At 31.9% G+C, this 25,263-nt stretch carries 24 protein-coding genes and 2 pseudogenes; 14 read left to right on the forward strand and 12 right to left on the reverse strand.

Annotation, left to right across the window (positions count from 1 at the left end; genetic code table 11):
* The first annotated feature begins 24 nt into the window (after positions 1-24).
* From BS101_RS10585 to BS101_RS10605, 5 genes are all read left to right on the forward strand, one after another.
* Positions 25-1,095 carry an ABC transporter substrate-binding protein gene (locus tag BS101_RS10585; protein ID WP_073538792.1) on the forward strand — a complete coding sequence of 357 codons (1,071 nt, stop codon included), beginning with the start codon at positions 25-27 and terminating at the stop codon, positions 1,093-1,095.
* 82 nt (positions 1,096-1,177) lie between these two features.
* Positions 1,178-2,263, forward strand: coding sequence for a FecCD family ABC transporter permease (locus tag BS101_RS10590; RefSeq protein ID WP_073538793.1), 1,086 nt, complete (start codon positions 1,178-1,180; stop codon positions 2,261-2,263).
* Positions 2,260-3,045, forward strand: a complete 786-nt coding sequence (locus BS101_RS10595) for an ABC transporter ATP-binding protein (RefSeq protein WP_073538794.1) — start codon at positions 2,260-2,262, stop codon at positions 3,043-3,045. The genes BS101_RS10590 and BS101_RS10595 overlap by 4 nt, the downstream gene beginning before the upstream one ends.
* Before the next feature lie 66 nt (positions 3,046-3,111).
* Entirely contained in the window at positions 3,112-4,179 is a 1,068-nt protein-coding gene (locus tag BS101_RS10600) for an ABC transporter substrate-binding protein (RefSeq protein ID WP_073538795.1), read from the forward strand.
* Positions 4,180-4,354: 175 nt separating this feature from the next.
* Complete coding sequence (locus BS101_RS10605; protein WP_073538796.1) at positions 4,355-5,302, forward strand: helix-turn-helix transcriptional regulator; 948 nt, start codon at positions 4,355-4,357, stop codon at positions 5,300-5,302.
* Positions 5,303-5,308: 6 nt separating this feature from the next.
* On the opposite strand, the gene BS101_RS10610 is transcribed toward BS101_RS10605, so the two are convergent.
* The 7 genes and pseudogenes from BS101_RS10610 to nifB all read right to left on the reverse strand — a co-directional run.
* On the reverse strand, positions 5,309-6,649 hold the full coding sequence (locus BS101_RS10610; RefSeq protein ID WP_073538797.1) for a nitrogenase component 1: 1,341 nt from the start codon (positions 6,647-6,649) through the stop codon (positions 5,309-5,311).
* On the reverse strand, positions 6,634-8,160 hold the full coding sequence (locus BS101_RS10615) for a nitrogenase component 1 (RefSeq protein ID WP_073538798.1): 1,527 nt from the start codon (positions 8,158-8,160) through the stop codon (positions 6,634-6,636). Before BS101_RS10615 ends, BS101_RS10610 begins: the two co-directional genes overlap by 16 nt.
* A gap of 116 nt (positions 8,161-8,276) precedes the next feature.
* Complete coding sequence (locus BS101_RS10620) at positions 8,277-9,662, reverse strand: nitrogenase component 1 (RefSeq protein WP_073538799.1); 1,386 nt, start codon at positions 9,660-9,662, stop codon at positions 8,277-8,279.
* Between the two features lie 23 nt (positions 9,663-9,685).
* The gene (locus BS101_RS10625; RefSeq protein ID WP_073538800.1) at positions 9,686-10,024 is read right to left on the reverse strand and encodes a Fe-only/vanadium nitrogenase subunit delta; all 339 of its coding nucleotides are present in this window, start codon (positions 10,022-10,024) and stop codon (positions 9,686-9,688) included.
* Between the two features lie 8 nt (positions 10,025-10,032).
* Positions 10,033-11,421 carry a nitrogenase vanadium-iron protein, alpha chain gene (gene vnfD / locus BS101_RS10630; RefSeq protein WP_073538801.1) on the reverse strand — a complete coding sequence of 463 codons (1,389 nt, stop codon included), beginning with the start codon at positions 11,419-11,421 and terminating at the stop codon, positions 10,033-10,035.
* 186 nt (positions 11,422-11,607) lie between these two features.
* The gene (gene nifH, locus BS101_RS10635) at positions 11,608-12,435 is read right to left on the reverse strand and encodes a nitrogenase iron protein (RefSeq protein WP_073538802.1); all 828 of its coding nucleotides are present in this window, start codon (positions 12,433-12,435) and stop codon (positions 11,608-11,610) included.
* A gap of 123 nt (positions 12,436-12,558) precedes the next feature.
* Positions 12,559-13,845, reverse strand: a pseudogene (gene nifB / locus BS101_RS10640) (nitrogenase cofactor biosynthesis protein NifB); the annotation flags it as partial.
* 1,056 nt (positions 13,846-14,901) lie between these two features.
* Here nifB and BS101_RS10645 point away from each other — a divergent pair.
* From BS101_RS10645 to BS101_RS10665, 5 genes are all read left to right on the forward strand, one after another.
* Positions 14,902-15,270, forward strand: a complete 369-nt coding sequence (locus BS101_RS10645) for a helix-turn-helix domain-containing protein (RefSeq protein WP_242951453.1) — start codon at positions 14,902-14,904, stop codon at positions 15,268-15,270.
* Positions 15,230-16,090: an ImmA/IrrE family metallo-endopeptidase gene (locus BS101_RS10650; protein ID WP_073538804.1), complete on the forward strand. Its 861-nt coding sequence runs from the start codon at positions 15,230-15,232 to the stop codon at positions 16,088-16,090. The genes BS101_RS10645 and BS101_RS10650 overlap by 41 nt, the downstream gene beginning before the upstream one ends.
* Entirely contained in the window at positions 16,080-16,676 is a 597-nt protein-coding gene (locus tag BS101_RS10655) for a hypothetical protein (RefSeq protein WP_073538805.1), read from the forward strand. Before BS101_RS10650 ends, BS101_RS10655 begins: the two co-directional genes overlap by 11 nt.
* Positions 16,677-16,775: 99 nt before the next feature.
* A complete protein-coding gene (locus BS101_RS10660; RefSeq protein ID WP_073538806.1) occupies positions 16,776-17,102 on the forward strand; it encodes a P-II family nitrogen regulator in 327 nt (108 codons plus the stop codon).
* A gap of 17 nt (positions 17,103-17,119) precedes the next feature.
* Positions 17,120-17,491 carry a P-II family nitrogen regulator gene (locus BS101_RS10665; RefSeq protein ID WP_073538807.1) on the forward strand — a complete coding sequence of 124 codons (372 nt, stop codon included), beginning with the start codon at positions 17,120-17,122 and terminating at the stop codon, positions 17,489-17,491.
* A 101-nt stretch (positions 17,492-17,592) separates the two neighbouring features.
* On the opposite strand, the gene anfO is transcribed toward BS101_RS10665, so the two are convergent.
* The 5 genes from anfO to BS101_RS10690 all read right to left on the reverse strand — a co-directional run bounded on the left by anfO (position 17,593) and on the right by BS101_RS10690 (position 21,729).
* Positions 17,593-18,231 (reverse strand): Fe-only nitrogenase accessory protein AnfO, encoded by a 639-nt coding sequence (gene anfO, locus BS101_RS10670; protein WP_073538808.1) that lies wholly within the window; start codon positions 18,229-18,231, stop codon positions 17,593-17,595.
* A gap of 75 nt (positions 18,232-18,306) precedes the next feature.
* Complete coding sequence (locus tag BS101_RS10675; RefSeq protein WP_073538809.1) at positions 18,307-18,936, reverse strand: NifB/NifX family molybdenum-iron cluster-binding protein; 630 nt, start codon at positions 18,934-18,936, stop codon at positions 18,307-18,309.
* A gap of 108 nt (positions 18,937-19,044) precedes the next feature.
* Positions 19,045-19,854, reverse strand: a complete 810-nt coding sequence (locus BS101_RS10680) for a homocitrate synthase (RefSeq protein ID WP_073538810.1) — start codon at positions 19,852-19,854, stop codon at positions 19,045-19,047.
* A gap of 163 nt (positions 19,855-20,017) precedes the next feature.
* Positions 20,018-21,079: a homocitrate synthase/isopropylmalate synthase family protein gene (locus BS101_RS10685; RefSeq protein ID WP_073538811.1), complete on the reverse strand. Its 1,062-nt coding sequence runs from the start codon at positions 21,077-21,079 to the stop codon at positions 20,018-20,020.
* Between the two features lie 191 nt (positions 21,080-21,270).
* Positions 21,271-21,729, reverse strand: a complete 459-nt coding sequence (locus tag BS101_RS10690) for a GNAT family N-acetyltransferase (RefSeq protein WP_073538812.1) — start codon at positions 21,727-21,729, stop codon at positions 21,271-21,273.
* A gap of 418 nt (positions 21,730-22,147) precedes the next feature.
* Between BS101_RS10690 and BS101_RS10695 the strand changes: the two genes are divergently transcribed.
* From BS101_RS10695 to BS101_RS23820, 4 genes and pseudogenes are all read left to right on the forward strand, one after another.
* Entirely contained in the window at positions 22,148-23,734 is a 1,587-nt protein-coding gene (locus BS101_RS10695) for a serpin family protein (RefSeq protein ID WP_073538813.1), read from the forward strand.
* 387 nt (positions 23,735-24,121) lie between these two features.
* The gene (locus BS101_RS23810) at positions 24,122-24,706 is read left to right on the forward strand and encodes a hypothetical protein (protein WP_242951454.1); all 585 of its coding nucleotides are present in this window, start codon (positions 24,122-24,124) and stop codon (positions 24,704-24,706) included.
* A 39-nt stretch (positions 24,707-24,745) separates the two neighbouring features.
* Positions 24,746-24,931: pseudogene (locus tag BS101_RS24375) on the forward strand (HD-GYP domain-containing protein); the annotation flags it as partial.
* Positions 24,932-24,973: 42 nt separating this feature from the next.
* Positions 24,974-25,168 carry a hypothetical protein gene (locus tag BS101_RS23820; protein WP_242951455.1) on the forward strand — a complete coding sequence of 65 codons (195 nt, stop codon included), beginning with the start codon at positions 24,974-24,976 and terminating at the stop codon, positions 25,166-25,168.
* The last annotated feature ends 95 nt before the right edge of the window (positions 25,169-25,263 follow it).

A 25,263-nucleotide genomic window follows, 5' to 3' on the forward strand; every position in this document is an offset into this window, starting at 1 on the left:
ACAAATGCATAAGGGGGATTAAAAATGATTAAAAAAATAAGAACAATCATACTTGGATTAACTCTTATTATAGTTACTGTTAGTGTTACTGCCTGTGGTAGTAACACTAATGCTAAACAAACAACATCAGAAACTAAAAAAACTACTAGAGAAGTTACTGATATGGCTGGACGCAAAGTTAATATACCTGCTGAAATTGATAAGATCAGCTGCATACATCCTATTCCTTCACATATGGTTTGGAGATTAGCACCGAAAAAATTGGCCAGCATTGATAATCAGTTTAAAGATCGACTATTTTTTATGAATAACGAAGAGGTCAAAAGACTTAAAAGCCTTCCCATAACAGGAACCTTTAACACTGGAGATATGAGCAGAGAACAAATGCTTACCATAAAACCAGACATTATTATATCTTTAAAGAAAGATACAAATCTTGACAAAGAACAAAAGGATTATTCCTCTCCAGTAGTTGCAGCTTCAAAGGACAGTCTTTTAGATTATGAAGAATCCTGGAAACTTATAGGTAAAATAGTAGGAAATGAAAAGGAAGGAAATGAACTGGCGAATTACTGGCATAAGACCATTTCCGAAGTTACAGATAAAACATCCAAAATTCCGGAAAATGAAAAGCTGAAAGTATATTATGCTCAATCAGACATAAATAAAACAGTGGGAACAAAAAGTATTATGGCTTCAATTATACGAGATGCAGGAGGAATAAACCTTTATGATACTATTTCCATATCAAAGGCAGATGAAGAAAATGAGAGTATAACTGCTTCTATGGAGCAAATTCTTAAATTTGATCCAGATGTGATTATAACCAAAACCTCCGGAGCACGTGATGAAATACTTTCAAGTCCCCAGTGGAGGGGTATAAATGCTGTAAAAAATGAACGTGTTTATGCATCTTTAAAATACGAAATGTTAGATAGAATTCAGTCATTAATGGGCCTAGTATGGACAGCAAATACTCTTTATCCTGATAAAGTAAACCTAGATATCGATAAAGAAGTTAAAACTTTTTACTCAAAAGTATATTTGTATGACAACATAACAGATGCGCAAATACATGAGGAAATTACTAAATAACTTTAAGTGAGCAAATTTCATTTTATATATTTACAAATGGTTTTGCCCATTTAAACTAATATAAATCAAAAGGGTGATTTAAATGAAAAGTGTAAGTGAAATAGAACAAAAAGCAAGAATATCAATATGTATGTCTAATTCCATAAAAAAAGAAAAAATCAAAAAAAATAATGTTATGCTTATTCTCGTTTTAATGCCTGTAATTGCTTTCATATTATCCCTTACTCTTGGAAGATATGGCATTCCACTTTCTCAATTATTTGATATTTTTGCAGGCAAGCTTTTTAATCTTCCTATAACCTGGCCTCAAACTGTAGAAACGGTTTTATTTCAAGTTCGTATTCCTAGAATTATTGCTGCAATGATGGTGGGAGCTGCCTTAGCCACAGCAGGTGCCACATATCAAGGGTTATTCAAGAATCCCATGGTTTCTCCAGATATTTTAGGTGCCTCTGCTGGTGCAGGTTTTGGAGCTGCTATTGCTATTTTAATGTCTTTCAACATTGTAGGTATACAGTTTTCTGCCTTTTTAGTAGGACTTGCAGCTGTAATCCTTACATACACAATCGCCAGTATTATAGGTAGAGGAAATAATGCCATTTTAGTACTTGTACTTACAGGAATGGTCATTTCCACCTTGTTTTCATCTTTTATTTCTATTACTAAATATATAGCTGATCCAGAAAGCAAATTACCGGCCATTACTTTCTGGCTTATGGGAGGCCTTTCTTCTGTCAGTACAAGAGATGTAATGATTCTAATTATTCCACTAATTTTGGGAATCATTCCTATATTGCTTTTAAGATGGAAACTCAATGTTCTCTCTTTTGGAGAAGAGGAAGCCCAGGCCATGGGAATAGACACCCGTAAAATTCGTATAATAGTCATCATTTGTTCAACTTTGCTTACAGCATCATCTGTATCAGTCAGTGGGATGATAGGCTGGGTAGGACTTATTATTCCACATATAGCTAGGCTCCTGGTAGGACCCAATTATAAGCTCTTATTGCCTGCTTCTATACTTATTGGAAGTACTTTTCTACTTTTAGTAGACGATGTAGCCCGCAGTGCATTTACTGTGGAAATCCCCCTTGGGATACTTACAGCCATTATAGGTGCTCCTATATTCATTTATCTATTGTTGAAAGGAAGGAGAGGTTGGATATGAAGCTAGAAATTAAAAATGCCATTTGCGGTTATGGATCCAAAGCTGTGGTTAAAGGTATATCTGTAAATGTAAAATCTGGAGAAACACTATGTTTGCTTGGACCTAACGGTGTAGGCAAGACTACATTTTTTAAAACTATTTTAGGCTTTTTGAAATTACAAGGCGGAGAGATTATTTTAGATGGAGAAAATATCAACAATTTGTCTAGGAAAAAACTAGCTAAAGCTATTGGGTATGTGCCTCAAGCCCATACCCCTCCCTTCCCCTTTTCTGTACTTGATGTTGTTACCATGGGGCGTACTGCTCATTTAAGAGCTTTTGCATCACCTTCAAAAAATGATATAGCTATTGCAGAAGAATCTCTAGAAACTTTAGGAATATCATTTTTAAAGGATAAAATTTATACAGAAATCAGTGGAGGAGAACGGCAAATGGTTTTAATAGCAAGAGCGCTAACCCAGCAGCCAAGTATTCTTGTTATGGACGAACCTACTTCTAATTTGGATTTTGGTAACCAAATCAGAGTACTTGAGCAGATCAACTCCCTGGTAAAAAAAGGCTTAGGAGTTATTATGACTACACATTTTCCTGATCATACTTTTCTCTGTTCCAGCAAAGTAGCATTGATGCAGAAAAATAATATATTTACTGTGGGCAATGTAGATAATGTGGTTACGGAAGAAAATTTAAGGTCAGCTTATGGAGTTGATGTAAAAATTACCAGTACAGTAAATAGCCAAGGTGAACCTATAAAGGCATGTATACCTTTGCTAACCAACTAACTATTGCTAGAAATTAATAGATAATACCGATTAATTTATGAATTATGTAAGGAGATGTGTTCAACTTTGAAAAAACAGAGTTTTAAACTGTTAAATATATTTTTAATAATACTGACTTTAGTGCTGTGGTCAGCAGGATGTACAAATAAACAATCTGAACAAACCCAGAGTGAGAGTACACAATCTACTAAAAGAACTATTACAGATATGTCAGGAAGGAAAGTAATTATACCTTCCCATGTCAACCGAATAGCCATAAATGGAACGGCAATGACTCAATTAGCAGTGATGATAGGAGGTGCTGATAAAATAGTTGCAACATTGCCTTCTATTAAATCTAATCCCTGGTATATAAAAATTTATCCTAAAATAGAAACAGTATCGGCACCTTTTGATAAAGAAGTGAATATTGAAGAACTTATTAAATCAAAACCAGATGTAGTTGTATTATGGTCGGGTAAAGAAGCACTTCAGAAAAAAATAGAACAATTAAATATACCTGTAGTTATAATATCCTACGATACACCAGAAGAACTTAAAAAGTCTGTAACTTTAATGGGAAATTTACTTGGAGAAGAAGAAACTAAAAAAGCTTCTGAATTTTGTTCCTATTATGATTCTAATATAAAACGTATTACTGAAAAAACTTCATCTATTTCTGACAATGACAAGTTAAAAGTGTATTATTCAGCAGATAGCCCTTTAAGTACCGATGGAAATAACTCAATAGTTACTTCCTGGATAGAAATAGCTGGGGGCATAAACACAGCTGCACAAAATGGAGTTACAGGTATGTCTCAAACTGTTTCTATGGAAAATGTAGTCCAATGGAATCCTGATGTAATTATAGTCAGAGATGCACCTAACAAAGATGCAATTTTAAAAGATGAGCGATTTAAAGACATTAATGCAGTTAAAAATAATAAAGTTTATATAAATCCCAAAGGTGTTAATGTATGGTGTGCAAGAAGTGGTGATAATGCATTACAAGTATTATGGGCAGCTAAAACTTTATACCCTGACATGTTTACAGATATAGATATGAATAGAGAGGTAGAAGAATTTTACAAAACATATTATGATTATAATGTAAACAGTGAAGATCTAGAAGATATAATGAATCCTAAAAAATAAATTCATGAATTAAAAAGCTCATATAACATTTTGTATTCCTATGTTATATGAGCTTTAACAAATAACATTAGCCTTGCAAAATACTATGAAATAGTAGATAATATGCTTAACGATTACTACTTTAATTTAAAGTGGTTCAATTCATATTATTTTATTAAAAAGGTGGATCATTTCTATGAAAGATAAAACATCATTATCCGCACAAGAAGTAGCGGAACTTTTAGATATATCAAAAAATACAGTATATGATTTGATTAAAAAAGGTGAATTGCCTTCTTATCGCATTGGCCGAAAGGTTCGTGTTGATATTGAAGATGTTGAATATTATAAAAATAAAAGCAGAACTAATAATATTAAAATTATTAATCCTGTTACTGAACCTAAGACTCAAATACCTCAACAGCCGTTAATGGAAGACAAAAATTTTATAATATGCGGCCAGGAACTGCTTCTTGATGTATTGACACAGCACCTGGGACATTACCCAAATGAATTTCAAGTACTAAGGAGATATATAGGAGGTTATGATGGGTTAATAAACCTCTATAAAGGCAATGTTTCTGCTACTTCTTGCAATCTATGGGATTCAGACAATAACATCTACAATATACCTTATGTCCGCAGATTATTACCTGGTATTCCCTGTGTAATTGTCCGTCTTGCCTGTCACATGCAGGGTTTTTATGTCTCAAAAGGAAATCCTAAAAATATATCCTCATGGGATGATTTAACAAAGCCTGGCATTGTCATGGTGAATAGAGAAAAAGGTTCTGGTGTACGTATACTTATGGATGAACAATTTAAAAAGCTTGAAATATCCGGAAAACTTATCAATGGCTATAATGTAGAAGTTTTTTCTCATTTTGCTGCAGCCAGTGCTGTATCCAGGGGTGAGGCAGACATTGCTGTGGGAACGCAGAAAACTGCTTCCCAAGTAGAAAATATAGAGTTTATACCAATACAGAAACAAAAGTGTGATTTAGTTATAAAAAAAGAAGACTTTGATTCTCCAATTATTCAAGCAATACTTTCCGTTCTAAATTCCCAGGAATTTAAAATGGAAATTCAAGGTATTGACGTATATGATACAAGTGAAACAGGAAAAATCATAGGAGAAAGCTAATAAAAATTATTCATATTGTGCCCAGCTAATCTCCTTTGAACGGTATGCCCTTTCCCAATCATTGCCCATGATCTCCAGAATGTTAAGCATACCATCATATCCCAAATATGCTCTATCCACATATATATCTCTATTTGTGGGATTTAAAACATCAAAGGCAACCTTTATTCCTATTTCTTCTGCCATGTACTTCTCCCAGGCAGAACCAATAACTGTATCAACATAAAAATCACTTAATCCTTTTTTAATCTGATATCCATCTACAGAAAATGCCACCTTGGGTGAAATACCCAGGGTGCTTAGCTCCCAGTTGAGTACTTTTTTTGCTTCTTCTTTATCTGATTTTATCATTATAATTTCAGGAATCATTTCTAATTCTTTAAATAACATTCTCACAAGGCCAATTCCCATAGTAGCATCTGCAGATATGGCAATCCTGCAGTTCCGATAACGTGGAATTATCATAAGTGCCCTCTTTCTCAGTAAACTTATTACTTTTTCTTCTCCTTCTTTAATTATTTGTTCCACTTTGTCTTCAACACCAAAGTGCATGCCTATTGCCCTAAGCCACCTGGCAGTATTTTCTGTACCAATAGGCAGTGGAATATCAGAAAGAATTAAAGGTATATGATGTATCTTCTCCATTTTTTTTGCAAACTGATAACCTGCATCATGGCTTAAAAGTATATTAGCTGAAGCTGAAGCTGAATTTTCAATTTCTTCCATGGAAGTATTATGTGGAAGAACTGCCTGAACATTTATCCCTAATGAATTTAAAGTTTTAATTACCCAATTTAGATCTTCCCACCATGTAGGATTTAAATTTGCCTGCGGTGATATAATATTTACACTATTTTTGTATTTCTTTTTACTTTTCTTTATAAGAGGTATAATGGCATTTAGCGCTATATCCTGTCCGTCATAGCTGTTACCTCTAAATCCCCCTGCAACTATAGGTATAAGTCTTGCCTTTACCTCGGGCTGCATACTTTTACATATCCCTTCTATATCTTCACCAATTATATCCGCAGCACAGGTACCCACCACAAACATAGTTTTAGTACTAAAAGTATTATCCGCATCTTTTATAAGCTGCTTAAGTTTTTCCGAAGCTCCCATAATAACATCTGTTTCAAATAAACGGGTACAGCCTACTTTTCTCCTGGTAAAATCTATCTCATGCAAATCATATGCATTTGCCACTGTTGCTGCACAACCTTGTGGTGAATGAATAACAATACTCACATCATCTATTCCTGCTATTACGCTGGCAACACCTTCAAGAGCACATCCTAAAACCGGATCCTTGCTGTGCTCACAATTATGGAATTTTAACTCATCATACATTTGCCTCTCCTCCTATGTGCATATACTGTACAATCAGGCATATCTTGACCTAGCTTAGGTGTTAATGATTGGATAGATGCAAGGCCTGACTTTTCAGGAAAAACCATTCTTTTAGATAATGAACTCCTTGGCCTAAAAGAATATTCCAGTGCTGTTTTAACACACTTAGCCACTTTAAGTGCCCCCCTAAATCCAAATCTCGGACGATTCAGTATAGCATTTAAATCCACCAAAGGTATGGTTGGAAAGCTGAGAGAAGAGCCAAAATAAACAGCTGAATCCTCACTGAGTCCCCCAAGAAAAGCCAGCAATTCCTCTTCCGTCTGCTTCATGGATTCATATTTACCAAAAGCAATAGTACCTTTTGTAATTAAAACCTCAGGATCCAATCCAGTTTCTAATAAGTAATCTATACTGGTTTCCCTTGCCTCTGTACTCCAGGGATGAAAATTAAATATAACTGGACGCATTCCAAGATCACGTTCAAGCATATGTGCAATGGATAATGATTTAATAGCATCATGTCCCTCAACAATAGCCAGTTTCCCTTGAAGAAATTTTTTAGCTTCCTCAAATTCATCTTTTATTTCATTATATTCTCTTTCTATTAAATCTTCAGCTTCTTTTTCCATTCCTAATTTTTTAGCTGCACCTTTTAACCATTTTTTAGTGGCACTAATACCATAAGGCAATATCGTGGAGTTTAATGGAGTTCCATATTCCTCTAACATAGCGTTTCCTATAGCATAGCCTAAATCAAGACAAAGAGTACAATTTACAGCAACACTCGGTGCCCTTTTAATTTCCTCTAAAGTACAATTGCCTGCAATAACTGAATTAACCTCTGCACCCATTCCTTTTATCAACCTTACCAGTTCTTTTACATCTGTATCCACTTCAGTTCTTTCAGGTCCCATTTTACCTCCTACAATATTTACAGAATGTGCTAATCTAGCTTTTTCTTCTTCAGTAGGAGGGTCCATAAATCTTACAATTTGTTTAAATACCAGATCAAATCCACTTCTATATTCTCCTGCAAATCCTTCACAATGTATGGGCATTATTTTGGCATTTATCTCATCCTTTATTTTATCTGCCACAGCATCCACGTTATCCCCGATAATCCCAGTCGCACAGCTGGTAGCGATAAAAATTACATCCGGATGATATTTATTATCTACTTCCTTAATGGCCCCTTTTAACCCTTTCTCTCCTCCATATATTACATATTTTTCATCCATATTGGTACTAACTACTGCCTCATAAGGGGCACCACTGTTTCTACTGTTGGTTAACTTATATGATTGTTTAACTCCATAGGCACATCCGCTGGGGCCATGGGCAATAACAATGGAATTCCTTATACCACTTAAAATTTTCGTAGCTGTCCAAAACTTACAGGGACGAGTATGGCTGCCCTGCAGATTAGTTTTAATCTTGCCTTCTTTAGCTAAACGGTATAATCTACTCAATTTACCATGAAAAACAATACTATCATTTATACTATTCAATAAAATGCACCCCCTGAGAATTTAATTAATTGAGCATATTGCCCATTAATAACTAATTGATTGTTAGTCAAATGGGCAATATACTTGAAATTATTAGCTTATTGATTTATTATGAACTACCATGTATTTAAAATCCATTCTCTATCATGCTTGTTTTCCATATCAGCAAACATGGTGTTAGCAATCATGTCAGCCAGCAGCATAGCACCTTTGTATCCAATAACAGGATGTCTCCATAAACCTGACCTATCAAAAGTCGGGAATCCCACTCTAACCATAGGAATTTTGTAGTCTATTGCCATAAATCTGCCTTTAGAATGTCCCATGATTAAATCTACCTCTATTGATTTATCCTTTAATCTGCGCTCTAATTCCCACAAATCAGAATTCCATATTACTTCTATATCACAATTTGCACTCTCTTCTATTTCAGTTAATCTTTGATCCTTTTGATAAGCCTTGTTATCATCTCCCAGTAAAAGAAGTACAGGCTCTAATTCACATTCCAAACAAAACTGTGCAAGTCCTATAACCAAATCAGGATCACCATAAATTGCAACTTTTTTATTGGCAAAGAACATATGAGCCAGATTTACCATGGTATCAATGGCTAATCCACGTTCCTCAACTAATGATTGTGGTATTGGCTTACCTGTTATCTTACTGATATTTTTCAAAAATTTATCTGTATTTTTTATACCAATAGGTATATCCTCAATTACTGCTGGAACTTTAAATTTTGTTTCAAGCAGCTGAGCCGCAGCACCTCCTTCGTATTTACATAAGGCTATAGTACCAAGAGAATTTGCAGAATCTTCTATATCCTCTACTGTTGTATTCCCATATGCAAATCTGGATTTATCTGGCATAATCGGTGCCATAAATGTTTCTGTATCTATGAGTATATTTCCCTCTACGTCCATTTCTTTTAATATATGCTTAATTTCAGCTACATCACCGGGATTCAGCCATCCAGTTATAATATTTAATTTACCATTTGGCTCCCCCTTTTTTGCTAAAGCATTGACAAATGCTTTTATAGCCACATTATAACCCTGAACATGGCTCCCACTATAACTTGGGGTATGAACCGGAATAAGGGTAACTTTTCTATCAGGATGTGATTTCTTTAGCTTCCTATTCATAATTTCTACTATACCTTCAATATCATCACCTATGGTTTCAGTTGAACAAGTAGTAACAACAGGAATTATTCTTAAGTCTGGATACCTGTCTACAAGCACCTGAATTCCTTCTTCAGCATTTTTCTTTCCGCCAAAAACAGCTGCATGCTCATGTATGGAAGATGATGCCATTTCAAAATTTTCTTTAAAATGCTGTGCAAATAACAGTCTGACAAACATTGAACATCCTTGTCCACCGTGCACTAAAGGAATGCAGTCCTTTAATCCGATGGATGCAAACTCCGCACCACAAGGTTGACAATTGTATATTGGATTTACTATTCCCGCCCGTTCTTTTTCTTTTATTTTTAAGGACATACTATCACCTCTATTCTAATTTGTTAATAATTTGGATTTTTTAATTCGGCATTTAACGATCTTGTTACTACTACATCTAACAATTTTATCTGAAGGTCATTAATTACAGATTTTTTTTCTGATTCATCAAGTTCTAAAAACCACGGAAATTTCTTTTTTATAACTTCCGAAAATGCTTTTCCTTCAGTATAGAAATATTTATCCATTAATGTCTCATCTTTCACGTGCTTACCTGTACAAATTTCAAATGTAGCATCCAAAATTCCTTTTATATTCTCCTCCCTATCCCAGGAACGAGAATAAAATTGCCACAAATAACGTTCTTGAATAAACGAAAATAATTCTTCTACTCTGTTTTTCATAGATATCCCTACACCTCTCTTATATCTTCTCCGGCAAGTTCCCAAAGTGGAGATCTGGTAGCATTATATACATCTCTTGCCAAATTTACAAAACCTTCAAATCCCATGTAAGGTCCATTATGATATGCGTGTCCATTAATATATGGTATGTGCAGTTTTTTAACTAAGTCACCAACTCTAGGACCTGTAAATATCACATCCGGTTTAACTTCATCCAAAACCTCAAAGAATTCCAATTCGTTGGCATCATCTAAATAAATTGCCCCCGTTTTTCCTCTTGCAATTACTTTTTCAAAGTCTTCCTGATGTCCAAATTTTGACGACATTGCCACAACTTCTACACCTAAATCATCTTCAAGGGATTTTGTCCAGTGCCATAATCTTGGTCCACCTGTCCATATGCAAGCCTTTTTACCCTTCAATTTTTCTTTGTACCAGTCAAGTTTTGGCTTCCATTTTGCATATTCTTCAGAAATTAGCTCCTCTACTTTATCCTCTATGCCAAAGAATGTTCCTATTTTTCTCAGTCCTTCTGCAGTATAATCAAAGCCCCATGAATCAATATCAATACGAGGAATATTGTATGTTTTTTTCAATTCATTGGCTATATACCCTGCAGATCTGGCACAGTTAACTACACTTAGCTGGGCCTTATGCATGGACCTGAGGCCATCATAGGTACCATTACCTGTAAAATGGGCTATCACTTGGATTCCCATCCTGTCAAGATATCTGCTCAGAACATAGCTGTCTCCCTGAATATTATAATCTCCAATAAGATTTATGGTATATGGACTTTTGATTTCAGGTTCAAAAGTTCCTACCTTTTCATTCATCCAGCTAATATTGAACACATGGTGTCCTTTAGACTGGCTAACTCCTGCAAACCCGGCACATTCAGAACAAAATATATCTACATCCCCTAATTCTTTCTGCACTTCTCTTGCAACTGCTTTAGGGTCATCACCTATTAATGCCGTGGCACAAGTAGTATACACTATCATTCTTTTTATATCTGGAAATTCAGCAAAAGCTTCCAGCATACTTTGCTTTAATACTTTTTCACCGCCAAACACAACATGCCTTTCTTTAACATCTGTTGACCATGCATGTTTAAGCTGAAAATTATCATTGTCACTTGGATAACGCTTTGTGTGCCATGTGTTATATGCACATCCCACAGGACCATGAATTATCTGAATTGTATCTTTGAGAACTCCACCTATAACAAGCTTTGATCCGCAAAAGCTGCAGCCTCTTTCAGAAAGTGTTCCTGGAATGGTATTTACATTTGCATCAGGTAAAAACATTGTGGTGTCTTCTCCAGGCTGCTTCACATAACAATGTCTTTTTCGCTCTGGAATAGTTTCATCACACTTAAATAACTTTAATGGCATTTTTCACATACCTCCTTAATTTTTAAATATTATACTTTATTTGAAGTAAACTACCTCCACTCTGTTCATACTTTTAATTCATATATCTTTAAATCTCTAAATAATATACAAAAGAGGAGGAGGTATTTACAACAATTAGACTCATTAAGAACCTGGCAGACTTTAAGCATACATGGGAATTTTCAATTAATCTAATAGACCATATTTAATAACCATTTGTTCCAGGTCATTAATTTTTAAAGGTTTAGGTATAACAAAATTTTTATTTTCTATGATTTTACGTGCTAATTCTCCATATTCCTTTGCCTGATTGCAGTCAGCATCATATTCCACTACTGTCTGTTTATTAAACTCTGCCTTTTGAACTATATTATCCCTAGGTATAAAGTGAATCAGTTGAGTACCTATGGCATCAGTAAATTCTTCCATGAGTTCTAACTCTTTATCAACCATACGGCTGTTGCATATAATACCACCTAATCTCACTCCACCTTGATCTGCATATTTCAGTATTCCCTTACAAATGTTGTTTGCCGCATATACTGCCATCATTTCTCCAGATGCAACAATATATACTTCCTGTGCTTTTCCTTCACGAATAGGCATTGCAAATCCTCCGCATACAACGTCACCTAAAACATCAAAGTGCACAAAGTCAAGATCAGGAGAATAAGCTCCAAGCTCTTCCATTAAATTAATTGAGGTTATAACACCCCTTCCTGCACAGCCAACACCAGGTTCAGGTCCTCCAGATTCAACACAGCGGATGCCTTTAAATCCTGTTTTAATAACAGCTTCTTCTGTTATTGAATCTTCCCCTTCTTCTCTAAGTGTATCCATTATTGTACTCTGGGTCAGTTCTCCAAGTACCAGACGTGTACAGTCTGCCTTGGGATCACACCCATGAATAAAAACTTTTTGTCCATAGAAATGAGCCAGTGCTGCAGCTGTATTTTGCTGTGTAGTTGATTTACCTATTCCACCTTTACCATAAAATGCTATCTTTCTTGTCATTTTTTATTCCCCCTTTAAATTATAAATATTAAAATAATTAAGCTTTATATTGATTTTCCACTTTCAACTAATAGATATCACCTCCCTATTTAATTAATAGTTAATAATTTATAGTTACATCTGTTACTTTCCAATAACAGAAGATAACTGACAGTCAACTTCTTCAAATTTCTGAACAGCCCGGAGAATACCTTTATCTATAGGATCATACATCTCTATAGCTCTAATTCCCTCTGTTTCTAATTTTTCTTTTGGATCAAGCCCAATTCTGAGTACAAGCACTGCATCACAGTCCTTTATAGATTTAATTATTCTTGAAATTTTATCATCATGTTCATCACAGTCCTGAATTCCTGTACAATATTTATTTACATCTCTTTTTTCCAAAAATTTCACAGTACCTGAATCATATGAATAAATGTAGAATTCATCAGCATGTCCGAAATGTTGATCTATATTAATACCTGATTTGGATGAAACTGCAAATTTATACTTTTTGCCTTTAGATATACACTTTTTAAGATCATGTTTTTCTACTTTAACAGAATTTTTACTTTCACAGATTCCACATCCTGCATTTCTAAAATCTATAGAGCGATCTTGGGATAAAGTGCCTATTGCATCTGCCCTACACTGTCTGCAGTGGTACATTTGCTTTATATCAACTTCACATTCTTTCCTCATTTGATTCAACTCTATATTTGAAACCAGAGGTAAATGTTCAAATCTACTTCCTGGGACTGGTATCATCTGCATTATGTTTGTCATATATGCCCCACACTCTTTAACCTTTTTAACAACTTCTTTTATATGCTTATCATTTATTCCTTTAAGCATAACTATATTTACTTTACACACTATGCCATTTGAACATAAATACCTAAGACCTTTAAGCTGGTTATCTAAAAGTATTTCTGCCCCTTCTTCCCCCACATATTTATGGCCTAAATAGTTAACTTCCTTATATATTTTTGCTCCTATTTTTTTATCTACAGCATTTATGGTTACTGTGACATGGGATACCCCAAGTTTTATAAGTTCATTTGCATAAAGTGGAAGCATAAGACCATTAGTTGATAGACAAAATATAGTTTCAGGGGACTCTTCCCTTATAAGTGTTAAAGATTTTCTTACCTCTTGAAAATTTGCCAGTGCATCCCCAGGACCTGCTATGCCTACAACAGTTAGATTTTTCATATTACTTTTAACTACTTTAAATTTTTCAAGGGCTTCTTCCGGACTTAAAATTTCACTTGTAACTCCAGGTCTACTTTCATTTGCACAATCATATTTTCTACTGCAGTAATTACAGCTTATATTACATTTAGGAGCCACAGGTATATGCATTCTGGCAAATTTATGAGCGTTATCTCCAAAACATGGATGTATATTTGATTTCATCTCCCTATTAATTGGAACATAGATTTCACATGGATTATAATCTATAGCCCTTAAATTTTTATTTTTCAACTCAATCATCTCCTTATCAGCTTTTCATTCAGAATCTTTTATATTTACCTTAGATTACCAATTGCAGTTTAAAAACTATATTGAACCTGCTGCTCTTTTATGGTATAATTTTAGTATATACGGTTAGAATTTGGCATGTTCTAACTCATTTTTTGAGTATATCTCTTGGCATTTCCTTCACAAAACTAAGAGGTATACTCCTATGTTCATATTGACCTATCTAAATTATCTACAACCTAATTACAATTATTTTTCTATATTTCTAAATTAATTACCAATATAACTATCTAACAATAAAATATTGATTGAACATCAATCTTTTTAGATTCTTATAAAAAGTGTTAGTATGATTTTGAATAATAATTATATGAAAATATACCACATTTTTTCTAAAAAGGCAATAGTTTGATTAGTATATTATTAAAATAAATATATTATTATTAATAATATATCAGAAACATAGCATTTAAATTGATATATTATTAATTATCTAAAACTCTACTCTTTTTATTTACACATCCTCTCTTCTAATCTTTAATAGTAATAATATCACATAGCATTTTTATTCGAATTTATTTTAATTTGTATAAAACATTATATTATTATATTGTTAATATTGTAATGTAATGTTTCGTAAATTGCAATAGTATTTTGATTATTTATCAAAAAATCCATAACTTATTGATAAATAGTTAATTATACGTTGGCTTTACAAACGATTTACTATATTATTTTGGAATTCCATAATAAAAACTTATCTCGTTTTAAATGAAAATCCATTACAACAACTTGACTTTTATCAAAATAAAAAATATAATAATACGAAACAATATAAAATATATTTAAAACATCCATTTATATTGTATAATATAATTTTTAATACCAAATTATTATGTTTTGTAAAAAATATTTATCATACTTTATTGAACATTAAGGACTGATATTAAATAGAAAATATATCATCTGAAGGTCAAAAATAATGGTGAGGTGCTTGTAGTGAATTTCTTTGAAGTAATTGGAAATAGCATTCTTATTGAACTTAACAAAAAAAATTGGACTCAATCTATGTTTGCCCATAAGATTGGAGTTTCAGATGAGGTATTTAAACAAATTGTACAAGGTAAGAAAGCACTAAATGCTGTTGAAATAACTAAAATTGCAAATACTTTAGATGTAGATCCAGAAAAGCTCTTAAGGGAAGAGAAAAAAATTTACTGTGAAGATAATTTATCTGAAAAATTCGTTAACAGCTTTTATAATAAAGATAATTTTAAACTTATATATTTTATAATTGAAGAATATATAAATATGGAGGAAGATTTGCATGAATTCAAATTATCTAAAAAAAATACTTCTGGAAAATGACATCAAAAGTATCAAATCCAAAATTAATATATTGATAGAAGAAAATCACATCATTAACCCTATAATAAAAGATGATATGTTTAAGCTATTAGAATCAGTAGGTAAAGTACTCTATTATCCTATCAAGGATAATGTGTGTGCTTTTTATATTAAAATAGACAATAATCATTTCAAAGAAAATATTATCTTTATAAATACCTTCATGCCCTATGAGATACAAATATTTGCAGCAGCTCATGAATTTGCACATATTATTGGTATTGCCGGAGATCATGAAGAGCTTCTTGTAGAGGATAAAATATTTAATTATGTATTTGATAGTGTGGAGAACATAGATAAAAATGAACTGCTAGCAAATTATTTTGCCTCTGAGTTATTGGTAAAAGATATAATTTTAGAATCACAACTTCTAAAAATGAAAATAAATAAACTAGATTCTATAACTATAGAAGATATTATAAGGCTAATGGATATATTTTTATTTCCTTATAAACCTATGGTACTAAAATTATATTGTATAAGTAAAATATCCTATGAAAAATATAAAGAATTAATTAATATTAATTGTAATAATTCCATATTTCAATTACAAAATAGACTTGGTTTGTGTTCTAGGAACAACGAACTAACAAGAATTAAAAGCTTCTCTAATTTTATCGATTTAGCAATTAATTCTTATGAGATGACCGTAAGAACTTATGATAAATTAAAATATGTATTAAAATTATTTGATTTGACACCTGAAAAACTTGGTGTGAAAAAAAAATTACCTAAACATCTTTCAAAAGAAGGGTTAGAAGAGATACCTTATGACTTATAATGGAAAATACAGCTGTTTAATTTTAGATGCGGATATTTATTATAAGTTAGTACAATTTGAAGACATAAATGCTTTTATAAAAATCATTGATAATATAACAGATAAGGCCTACATACATGAATATGTTTATAAAGAAGAGATTCTCACAAAAAGAGAGCAGCTAGAACAACTGATAGCCATGAAAAAATTAGAGATATTATATCCAAAAAATATACTTGATAAGATTGGATATAGTGTGTACAAGGATTCATTTAAAATTTTATGTGAAGAGTATATAGGCCTTGAAAATCTCTGTAAAAGACACGGCCATTTAGGAGAAGTGTATTCACTAGCCATTGCAAAAGCATTAAGTATAACTATATTTATGTCTGACGAGGGCGGACTTAAGCCAATAATTAAAAGACTCTTAAATACAGGAATAAATGATATTAATATGTTCAGATTAAAAAATATTATTCATTGGATAAGACACAACCCAGAGTGTAACATTACAAGGCGGGAAGCAAAAAAAATTTTTTGCTATACCTGCAGTAAAGGAAATATAAAAAACAGAAAAAGATGTTTCGATGATATATGGAAAATTTAGATACTCTTAAATATTATAGTTGATATCTAAAATCAAAGATAATAACGTTCAAATCAAGAACGTTCATAAAATAAATAACTTTTATTAGGAGGAAATTCTATGTTAATGATTAAAGCTATTATAAGACCAGAAAAAGTAGAGTCAGTTTTATCCGCACTTTCAAATGCAGGTTTTCCCGCTGTTACAAAATATGATGTTGTAGGAAGGGGCAAACAGCAGGGGCTTCAAGTGGGTTCCATACATTATGATGAAATTCCTAAGGAAATGCTCATGATTGTTATTGATGACAATGACAAAGATGAAATAATAGATACTATAATACGCACAGCAAAAACTGGAGAAGAAGGGGCATTTGGAGACGGTAAAATTTTCACAGCACCTGTAGAGGAAGTTTACACAATAAGTACAGGCTCTAAAGAACTTTAAATAAAGGAGATGACACTATGAAAGAAATTAACGCTATTATTAGAATGAATATGGTGAGTAAAACTGCAGCTAATTTGAAAAAAGCGGGATTTCCTTGTTTTACCTGTAGAAAAGTTCTTGGACGCGGTAAAAAAATGGTAGATCTTAAGGTATCTAATGGTGAGATATCTATAAATAGACAGCAAGCAGAAAATTTGTCTGAACAACACAGACTAATATCAAAAAGATTGTTTACAATAATGGTAAATGACCAGGATGTACAAGAAGTAGTAGATATAATTATCAGCACAAATCAAACTCATAACCCAGGAGATGGGAAAATATTTGTAAAAGATGTTACTGAGGTTATACGAATAAGAACTTCAGAAACAGGTGTACTGGCTTTATAATATAAGAATTATCTGTTAAAAAATAAGGATTTATTATGTTGTTTTACACTACCTAATAAATCCTTTTTCTATTGAATTATTGTAAAATAGGCCTGATTACCTCAACATGTCTTATATTTAACAGTTACTTTAAGCCGGCCCTTTTCTTCTATTTCAACATCAGCCTTTAAACCAAAATTATCCAACTTTTTTTCAAACCACTTTGGGACATGACTGCAGTTTATTACCAATTCAGAAAAGGTTTGATTCTTGAAAAATGGAAGTAATATTTGTTTGGTAGTAATATTTGGATTCTGTTGTTGTACCTTAATAAGATCTAAAAAATAATGTCCTTCTTGCCCAATCTTAACAGGTTCACATACACACTTATCTTGAGATTGTGGAGAAGATTTTAATAATTTACGTTCTTCATCCTCCTCTGTTTCCATGACATGATCTAGAAATTCATAAGGCCTTCCGGTTATTTCCCATGAATTCACTTCAAATCTCTCTAAAATGCTGTAGGGAATTCCTCCAATTTTTCTTCCTACAAAAATTTTGCATTGTCCTAGAGATTCTACCATCTTTATAATTCTTTCTCGAATTAAATTTACATCAGTTATTTTGTATATTGAAAAAATTATTTCATCTTTTATTTTCCAGTCTTTATCTTGTTTAGTATATATTTTAACTACACCTGGTTCTAAAAAAGAAGCTATTTCTCCATTATCATTTTCTAATACTGCAATTTCTTTATTCATAATCCCTATACTAAATTTGTAATATATTTATAAATTTAGTATACTATCCCCCTTTCACAATAATATTTTAACAATTTAATTCATTATTATAATCTCTTCTAAAGCTTTCTCAATTCCTTCATCTACAGTTGTATTTATCTGAATTACTTTAATACCTTTCTGCTTTAGTTTCTTCATAGCCTCTACTCCTATTTTTAAAGTTAGCACAATATCACAGTCTTCTACAATTTCTAATATTTTAGAAATTTTCTCATCATGGTTACCACATTCCTCAACTCCTATACCGTGCCTATAGACTCTTCTTATTTCTATAAAATTAATGCCATTTTTACCATAGGAATAAATATAAAATCTATCAGTATGTCCAAAATGTTCATCTATATTCTCACCTGTCTTGCTTGAAATTGCCAGTTTATAATTATCTTTTTTATGTCTGGCATCATAGGCTTTATTTTTCCAATTTAACTTTTTATTTGTAACCCACACTTCAGGATTAGGAATTTCACAAATAACTAACCTGTCAGTACCTATTAAAAATTTACTCAAAGAATTTCTTATATCTTCATAAGATGCAGAAGTCTTTATTACGTAGGTAGTTATATCCAGATAATGGCACCAATCTTCATAACTTTGTATAGCCTCTTTCACTTTTTCGTTATTATAATCCGGATGGCTTAAATCATAACTTACCATGTACATCCCCATAGTAATCTCCTTCCTATTTCCATACAAATAAACATATAAAAAAGTTACCTTATATTATTTGGTATAAATAAGACAAATACTAATAACCTAGAGCTAATGTTTAAATAATTACTCTGACAATTTTATAATATCTTTAATTTGTTGTTCCATTTCCATTAAATCATCAAAATCTTTACAAGACACCTTGTAGCCTTCAAGCATATATAAAACTTTAGCAAACTTTACAAAATCACAATTACCGGCACGTTCTCCTATACCAGTAACAGTACAATCTACAAATGCAGCTCCGGCCTCTACTGCTCCCAAAGAATTAGCAAGCGCCATTCCAAAGTCATTATGTGTGTGTACTTCTACTTCTACCGGCACCTCCTGTCTCAATTTATCTATGTGATAAAAAATTTTCCCCGGATATAAAATACCTACTGTATCTGCATATCTAACTCTCTTTACTCCCATTTGAAAAACAGTTTCACATAATTCAACTAAAAAACTTATATCTGCCCTGCTGGCATCTTCCAATCCCACAGATACCTCATATCCTTTGTCCAAAGTGTAATCAACACATTTTTTTATAGCATTTACAACCCAGGCTCTGTCTTTCCCCAATTTGGATTTGATTTGAAGATCTGATGAAGGAATGGATATATGAATTATATCTACGCCACAATCTATAGAATGGTTTATATCAACTATGTTCATCCTATTCCATGATGATATCTTGCTGCTCAAATTGAGACTTACAATTTTTTCAATACTTATCTTTTCGTCTCCCCCCATGGATGGAATCCCCGCTTCTATCTGGGTAATACCCATATCACTTATAATTTTAGCGATTTCTACTTTTTCTTTTATACCTAATGCTACACAAGCCTTTTGTTCTCCATCTCTCAAAGTGGTATCTACAATATTAACATTCATTTTACATCCCCCCTCTTTTTCAATGCACAATTAACAATTCACAATGCACAATTTTTTTCAATGTGTAATTCACGGACTTTTCAAATTTGCAAATTCCAGCTAGATGACAGCCAGTTTTACTCAGTGGACAACTTACATTTATATATGTGACAACAAAACTATCTTATTGTAAACAGGTATTTTTAAAATCATTATAAATTTGAATTAATTCCTCATCAAAAATATTTCTCTTTAATTTAATGCTTACTTCCCTTATTTTACTTAAAAAATTATTTCCATTAATTCCTTCATAGTCTATATTTAACTCTTTAAGACGCAGCATTACTGCTTTTTTCCCTGAATGTTTTCCTATATACATGGTCCTCTTTTCTCCAATATCGTAGGGATTATACGGTTCATAGGTATATGGATTTTTTGCTATTCCATCCACATGAATACCAGATTCATATTTAAAGATATCTTCTCCAATTACAGCTTTCATACAGTAGACTTTTTCCCCTGTCAGCTGTGTATATACTTTTGCCAGTTCGCCTATTAATTTTAAATTTCCGGATACTTCACCCTCTTTTATCACTTTAAGTCCTAAGACAACTTCCTCTAGAGATGCAAATCCATAAATTTGTCCATTAAAAGCTGCTGTTATACAATCCGCCCCATCTGAACAAGCTTCCACAGCTATTGCCGTTGCCATATAAAACCTATTATCCGGACAAAAGTCCACATCTGTAGAAAAATGAGTTTTTATATTTTCTATTAATCCGCTCCATCCTGATAAATTGTATTTTACAACACCCTTTATTCTCACACAGCTTATGTCTAACTTATTAAAAATTTCATTACTTTCACTTGAGAGCAATTTATCCAAAATTTTAATGTCTGCCTCAAGTATTATTTTCTTATCTTTTAGTTTATTTAAAATATCCTCATTAAAAGTAACAGCCTTTTTATAATCCACAGCTATATATTTAAATTTAAGTTCACATTTATTTAAAAAATATATATCGCAAATATCATCTATACTGTATATATAATCTAGGTCTCTAGGCAAATTTTTAATTTTATTTAAAGTACTCTTATTTATCTCTATTAGATCTACCCCTATTTCCTTTAATAATATTAAAAAATTTTTTATCATATTTTCATGAATCTTTTCTGATCTTTTCATAATTTCCGGTAAAGTTCTATCTATAATAAATTTTTTATTATGCTTTATTATAACTGACATAATGCACCCTCCTTTATTTAATTAACATTTAAAATAGACAGTAATAATAACATTTTATGTTACAATAAGTTATATAGGGTTAGAATTTAACATATCCTAATTCATTTTTTTAAGTATACCTCTGGCATTTCCTTCACAAAACTAAAAGGTATACTCCCATATTTCCATTTTCTCGTCAAATAAACATAGTGTCATATATCCTTTTTATTTAAACATATAAGACCTGTATCATTCCAATTTAAATGTCTATAAAAATTTAATGCGGGAGAGTTGTCATTTTCCGCTAAAAGCTGCAGTCTTTTTGCCTTCTTTAAAGCTGCCCATTTCTCTATTTTAAAAAGGAGTTTTTTTCCAATGCTCCGTTTCCTGTAAACCTCTTTAACAATTAGATCTTCTACCAATACAGATATGCCTCCTTCAGCAGTTGAAATCAAAGCTTGGCCTGAGACCATTCCCACAATTTGACCATCATACTCTGCTATAAATACACACCGATTTTCCTGGTCTTTAAGCATGCTTTCAAGACCTCTCCTTTGCTTTTCCTCATTGAAAATAAAATCTTCCTCAATGGAAAAAAGGACTTTTAACAATTGAGTCATCATTTCAATATCACCCTGGTCAGCTCTCCTTATGCTTAAATCCATTTTCATAGTGAAAATTCCTCCTATCCCTATAAGAATTAAATCACTTCAATCCACACTTGGCAGCTTTATTATGTTTTACTTTGTTTCGTATTATTATATTTTCTATTTTATCAAAAGTCAAGTTTTTTAAATATTTTTTTATTAATTTATTAAAAATATAATGTTATATATAATAATATAATATTTGGATTTTGAAACTGTACTACATACTATAACATTTTTTGACATACACCTTTTTTATCCTAACGCATTAAATTGTCCTCTCCTCTGATAGGTATAGGTGAAAACCATACTTATATGTACTTATGGATACTTATTACTTATTTCATCAAAATATATAAAATTTCAATTTGCTTTAAAATGCCATTCATATTATTATAATATTATGTGGAATATTATAATAATTAAGGGAGAGTGATGTAATATGCTCAATAAAAGCAAGAGGGAAAAAATTGTTCCACTTTTTCTTCTTATGTTATTTATGACAACGTATACCCATTTCACCCCAGTTGTACATGCAGACTCAGATGAAAAGTCACAAATAACTCAATTTGAAGCCAAGAAAAATATAAGTACAATGAAAACCTGGACTATAAAATTCAGAACACCAGTAGATGAAAATTCCCTATTTATAAATGTAGCAGACTCTCAAGGAAACTTTATGAATGTAAAAATTTTTACAGACAGTTCTGGAAAATATGTTTATGTAGATCCTCCAGAAGAAGGTTACAAGCTAGGACAAACATACTATCTTAATATCTCCAAAGATATAGTATTTAAAGACCCGGGCAGATCACTTAAAAATGATATACAGATGAAATTTACAACTAATGATATAGGAACTATAAACATAGATGAAACTACTTCTATAATTACGGCAAACAATACTTTTGCATTTAATTTAATGAAAAATTTAATATCAGAAGATAATACTGAAAACATAATCATTTCCCCTTTAAGTATATCCAGCATACTTGCCATGACCCAAAATGGAGCAGCTGGGGAAACAAAACAAGAAATGTTAAATTGCATAGGACTTAAAAATATAAGTGACAGTGATATTAATAAACAGTATTATAGCCTATTAGACTATTACAACAATTTAAAATCAACTGACTTGAAAATGGTAAACTCAATATGGACAAATAAGCAAATAACTCTCAACAGTGATTTTAAAAATACAGCCGAAAAATATTATGACTCTCAGGTAAGTTCTGAAGATTTTGAGGATGCAGATACTTTAGTGAAAATAAATAAATGGGTTAACGATCATACAGGAGGTCAAATTCAAAAAATACTAGACAGTATAGATAAAGATACTGGAGCCATTTTAATTAATTCTCTATATTTTAAAGGAACATGGGAAGATCAATTTTCAACTAGTAATACAAAAAAAGAAGATTTCACTTTATCCAATGGCAATAAACTAAATATAGATACTATGCAGAATACCTCTTACGTAAATTATCTGGAAGGACCCAATTTTCAGGCAATTTCACTGCCTTATTACGACAATATGGAAATGGATATATTTTTACCTAATGAAGGCGTAAACATAAATGATTTTACCCAAAGTATTACTAAAGAAAAATTTGATACATGGATAAATAACTTTAAAAGCACCTATGTTCTGCAGCAGATTCCTAAATTTAAAATGTACTATGATGTAGATTTAAATGATACATTAAAAGCTTTAGGAATGGATAAAGCTTTCAACTCTAGAGAAGCAAATTTTACAAAGCTTACAACTAGTACTATAACAAGCCAGGAATACTTATACATAAATAAAATAAAACACAAAGCTTATATAAGTGTAAATGAACAGGGCACAGAAGCAGCTGCTGTCACAGCTGTAATCATGAACCCTACCTCTGCACGTCCTGGTAATCCAATTTATTTTAAGGCAAACAGACCTTTCTTCTTTATTATAAGAGATACCAAGACAGGAGGCATATCCTTTATGGGAAAGATGGATAATCCAAATGCATCAGACACAGAGCCAACAAATTAAATTATAAATAAAAGATTTATCCCTGCTTAGTTCGGGATAAATTTTTTTATTTAATCTCCCTTTTCAAGTCTTAGGAACATGGGATATAAAATTTCCTTTAAAAATTAGGATTCATTATTCAACAAATATCGCCTCCATATCCCATTACAAATTAGTATAACTCATTGCATTACATGTTAAAATTTTTTTAAATATATTAACAAAAACTTCTGTAAAATATAATTATTTTATGTCTTTTCTATGTTATTATTATAATTAACTTAATAATTGAAAGATTATCGTACGATTTAATACATTAAATATGTTTTCAAATTTTATATTAATATCCATTTAAATAACAATATTATATTATTTTCTATTAAGATATAATAAAGAAGGTGGTATAAAATGATTAGAATTTACACTGATGAACTAATACAAGGTATGGTTTTGGGAGATTCTATTTACTGTAAACAAACTGGCAAGTTATTGTTAGTTGGCGGCACAATACTTTCAGAAGCAACTATTAGACTCCTAAAACAAAATGGCATATCTACAGTGAAAATAGTAGATCGATATACCTTATTTGTAAAACCTACGGAGACTATTTCTAAAGAACTCAAACAAGCATTGGATCTGGAAATTATAAAACATGCTCCTGATTCTCTGGAGGCAAATACTTCTGATAATATGGTCCATGTATCGAAAATTGCAAGAGAAGTTGTTTCAAAATTAATTGAAGATGAAATTATTTTGAATTTCTGTACTGAAATGAAAATATTAAACAATGAATATTTATTTAAACATAGTGTGAATACTTGTGCCATATCACTTTTAGTAGCTGGAGCAATGGGACTTGGTAAAAATCAAATGTACATTATAGGTGCCGGTGCATTACTGCACGACATAGGATTATGTGAAATGCCTTTTTTAATTGATTTACATGAAATGACTCCTCAGCAAACTTTATTATGGCAGCAGCACCCTACATAAGGATATCATTTTACAAAAGAAAAAGCTCTCTCTCCCGAAATCACAGAAATTATACACTATCATCATGAAAAATGGAATGGCTCCGGTTTTCCTGAAAAACTTAAAGGGAACAATATACCACTAGGTTCTAGAATCGTTGCCGTATGCGGTGAATATGACAAGCTGCTTGTATTTGGAAAATATCAGCCCTATCAAGCTATTGAATATCTTTATGGAAGTGGAGGTTATTTATTCGATATTGATGTAATAAATGCCTTTACCAACAATTTGGCAGTATACCCATTAGGCTCTTTAGTGAGATTAACCACTAAAGAAGTTGGTGTAGTTGTTAATGTGAGAAAAAATTTAGGTCCAAGACCCATTGTTCGTGTATATTTTAATAGAGTAAACAGACCTTTAAGTGAAGTAAAAGATGTGGATTTAGGTATAGAAAATACTATATTTATAGAAGAAGTACTTTAATACCTATCAAATGAATTTCAGAAGAACTTATAGACCGCATCAGTGCTTATATTATACTTTGAATAAGGTGGGAATATTAGCTAATTCCGCAGATA

Origin of the sequence: Clostridium kluyveri, assembly GCF_001902295.1 — a bacterium.
Taxonomy (GTDB): Bacteria; Bacillota; Clostridia; order Clostridiales; family Clostridiaceae; genus Clostridium_B; species Clostridium_B kluyveri_B.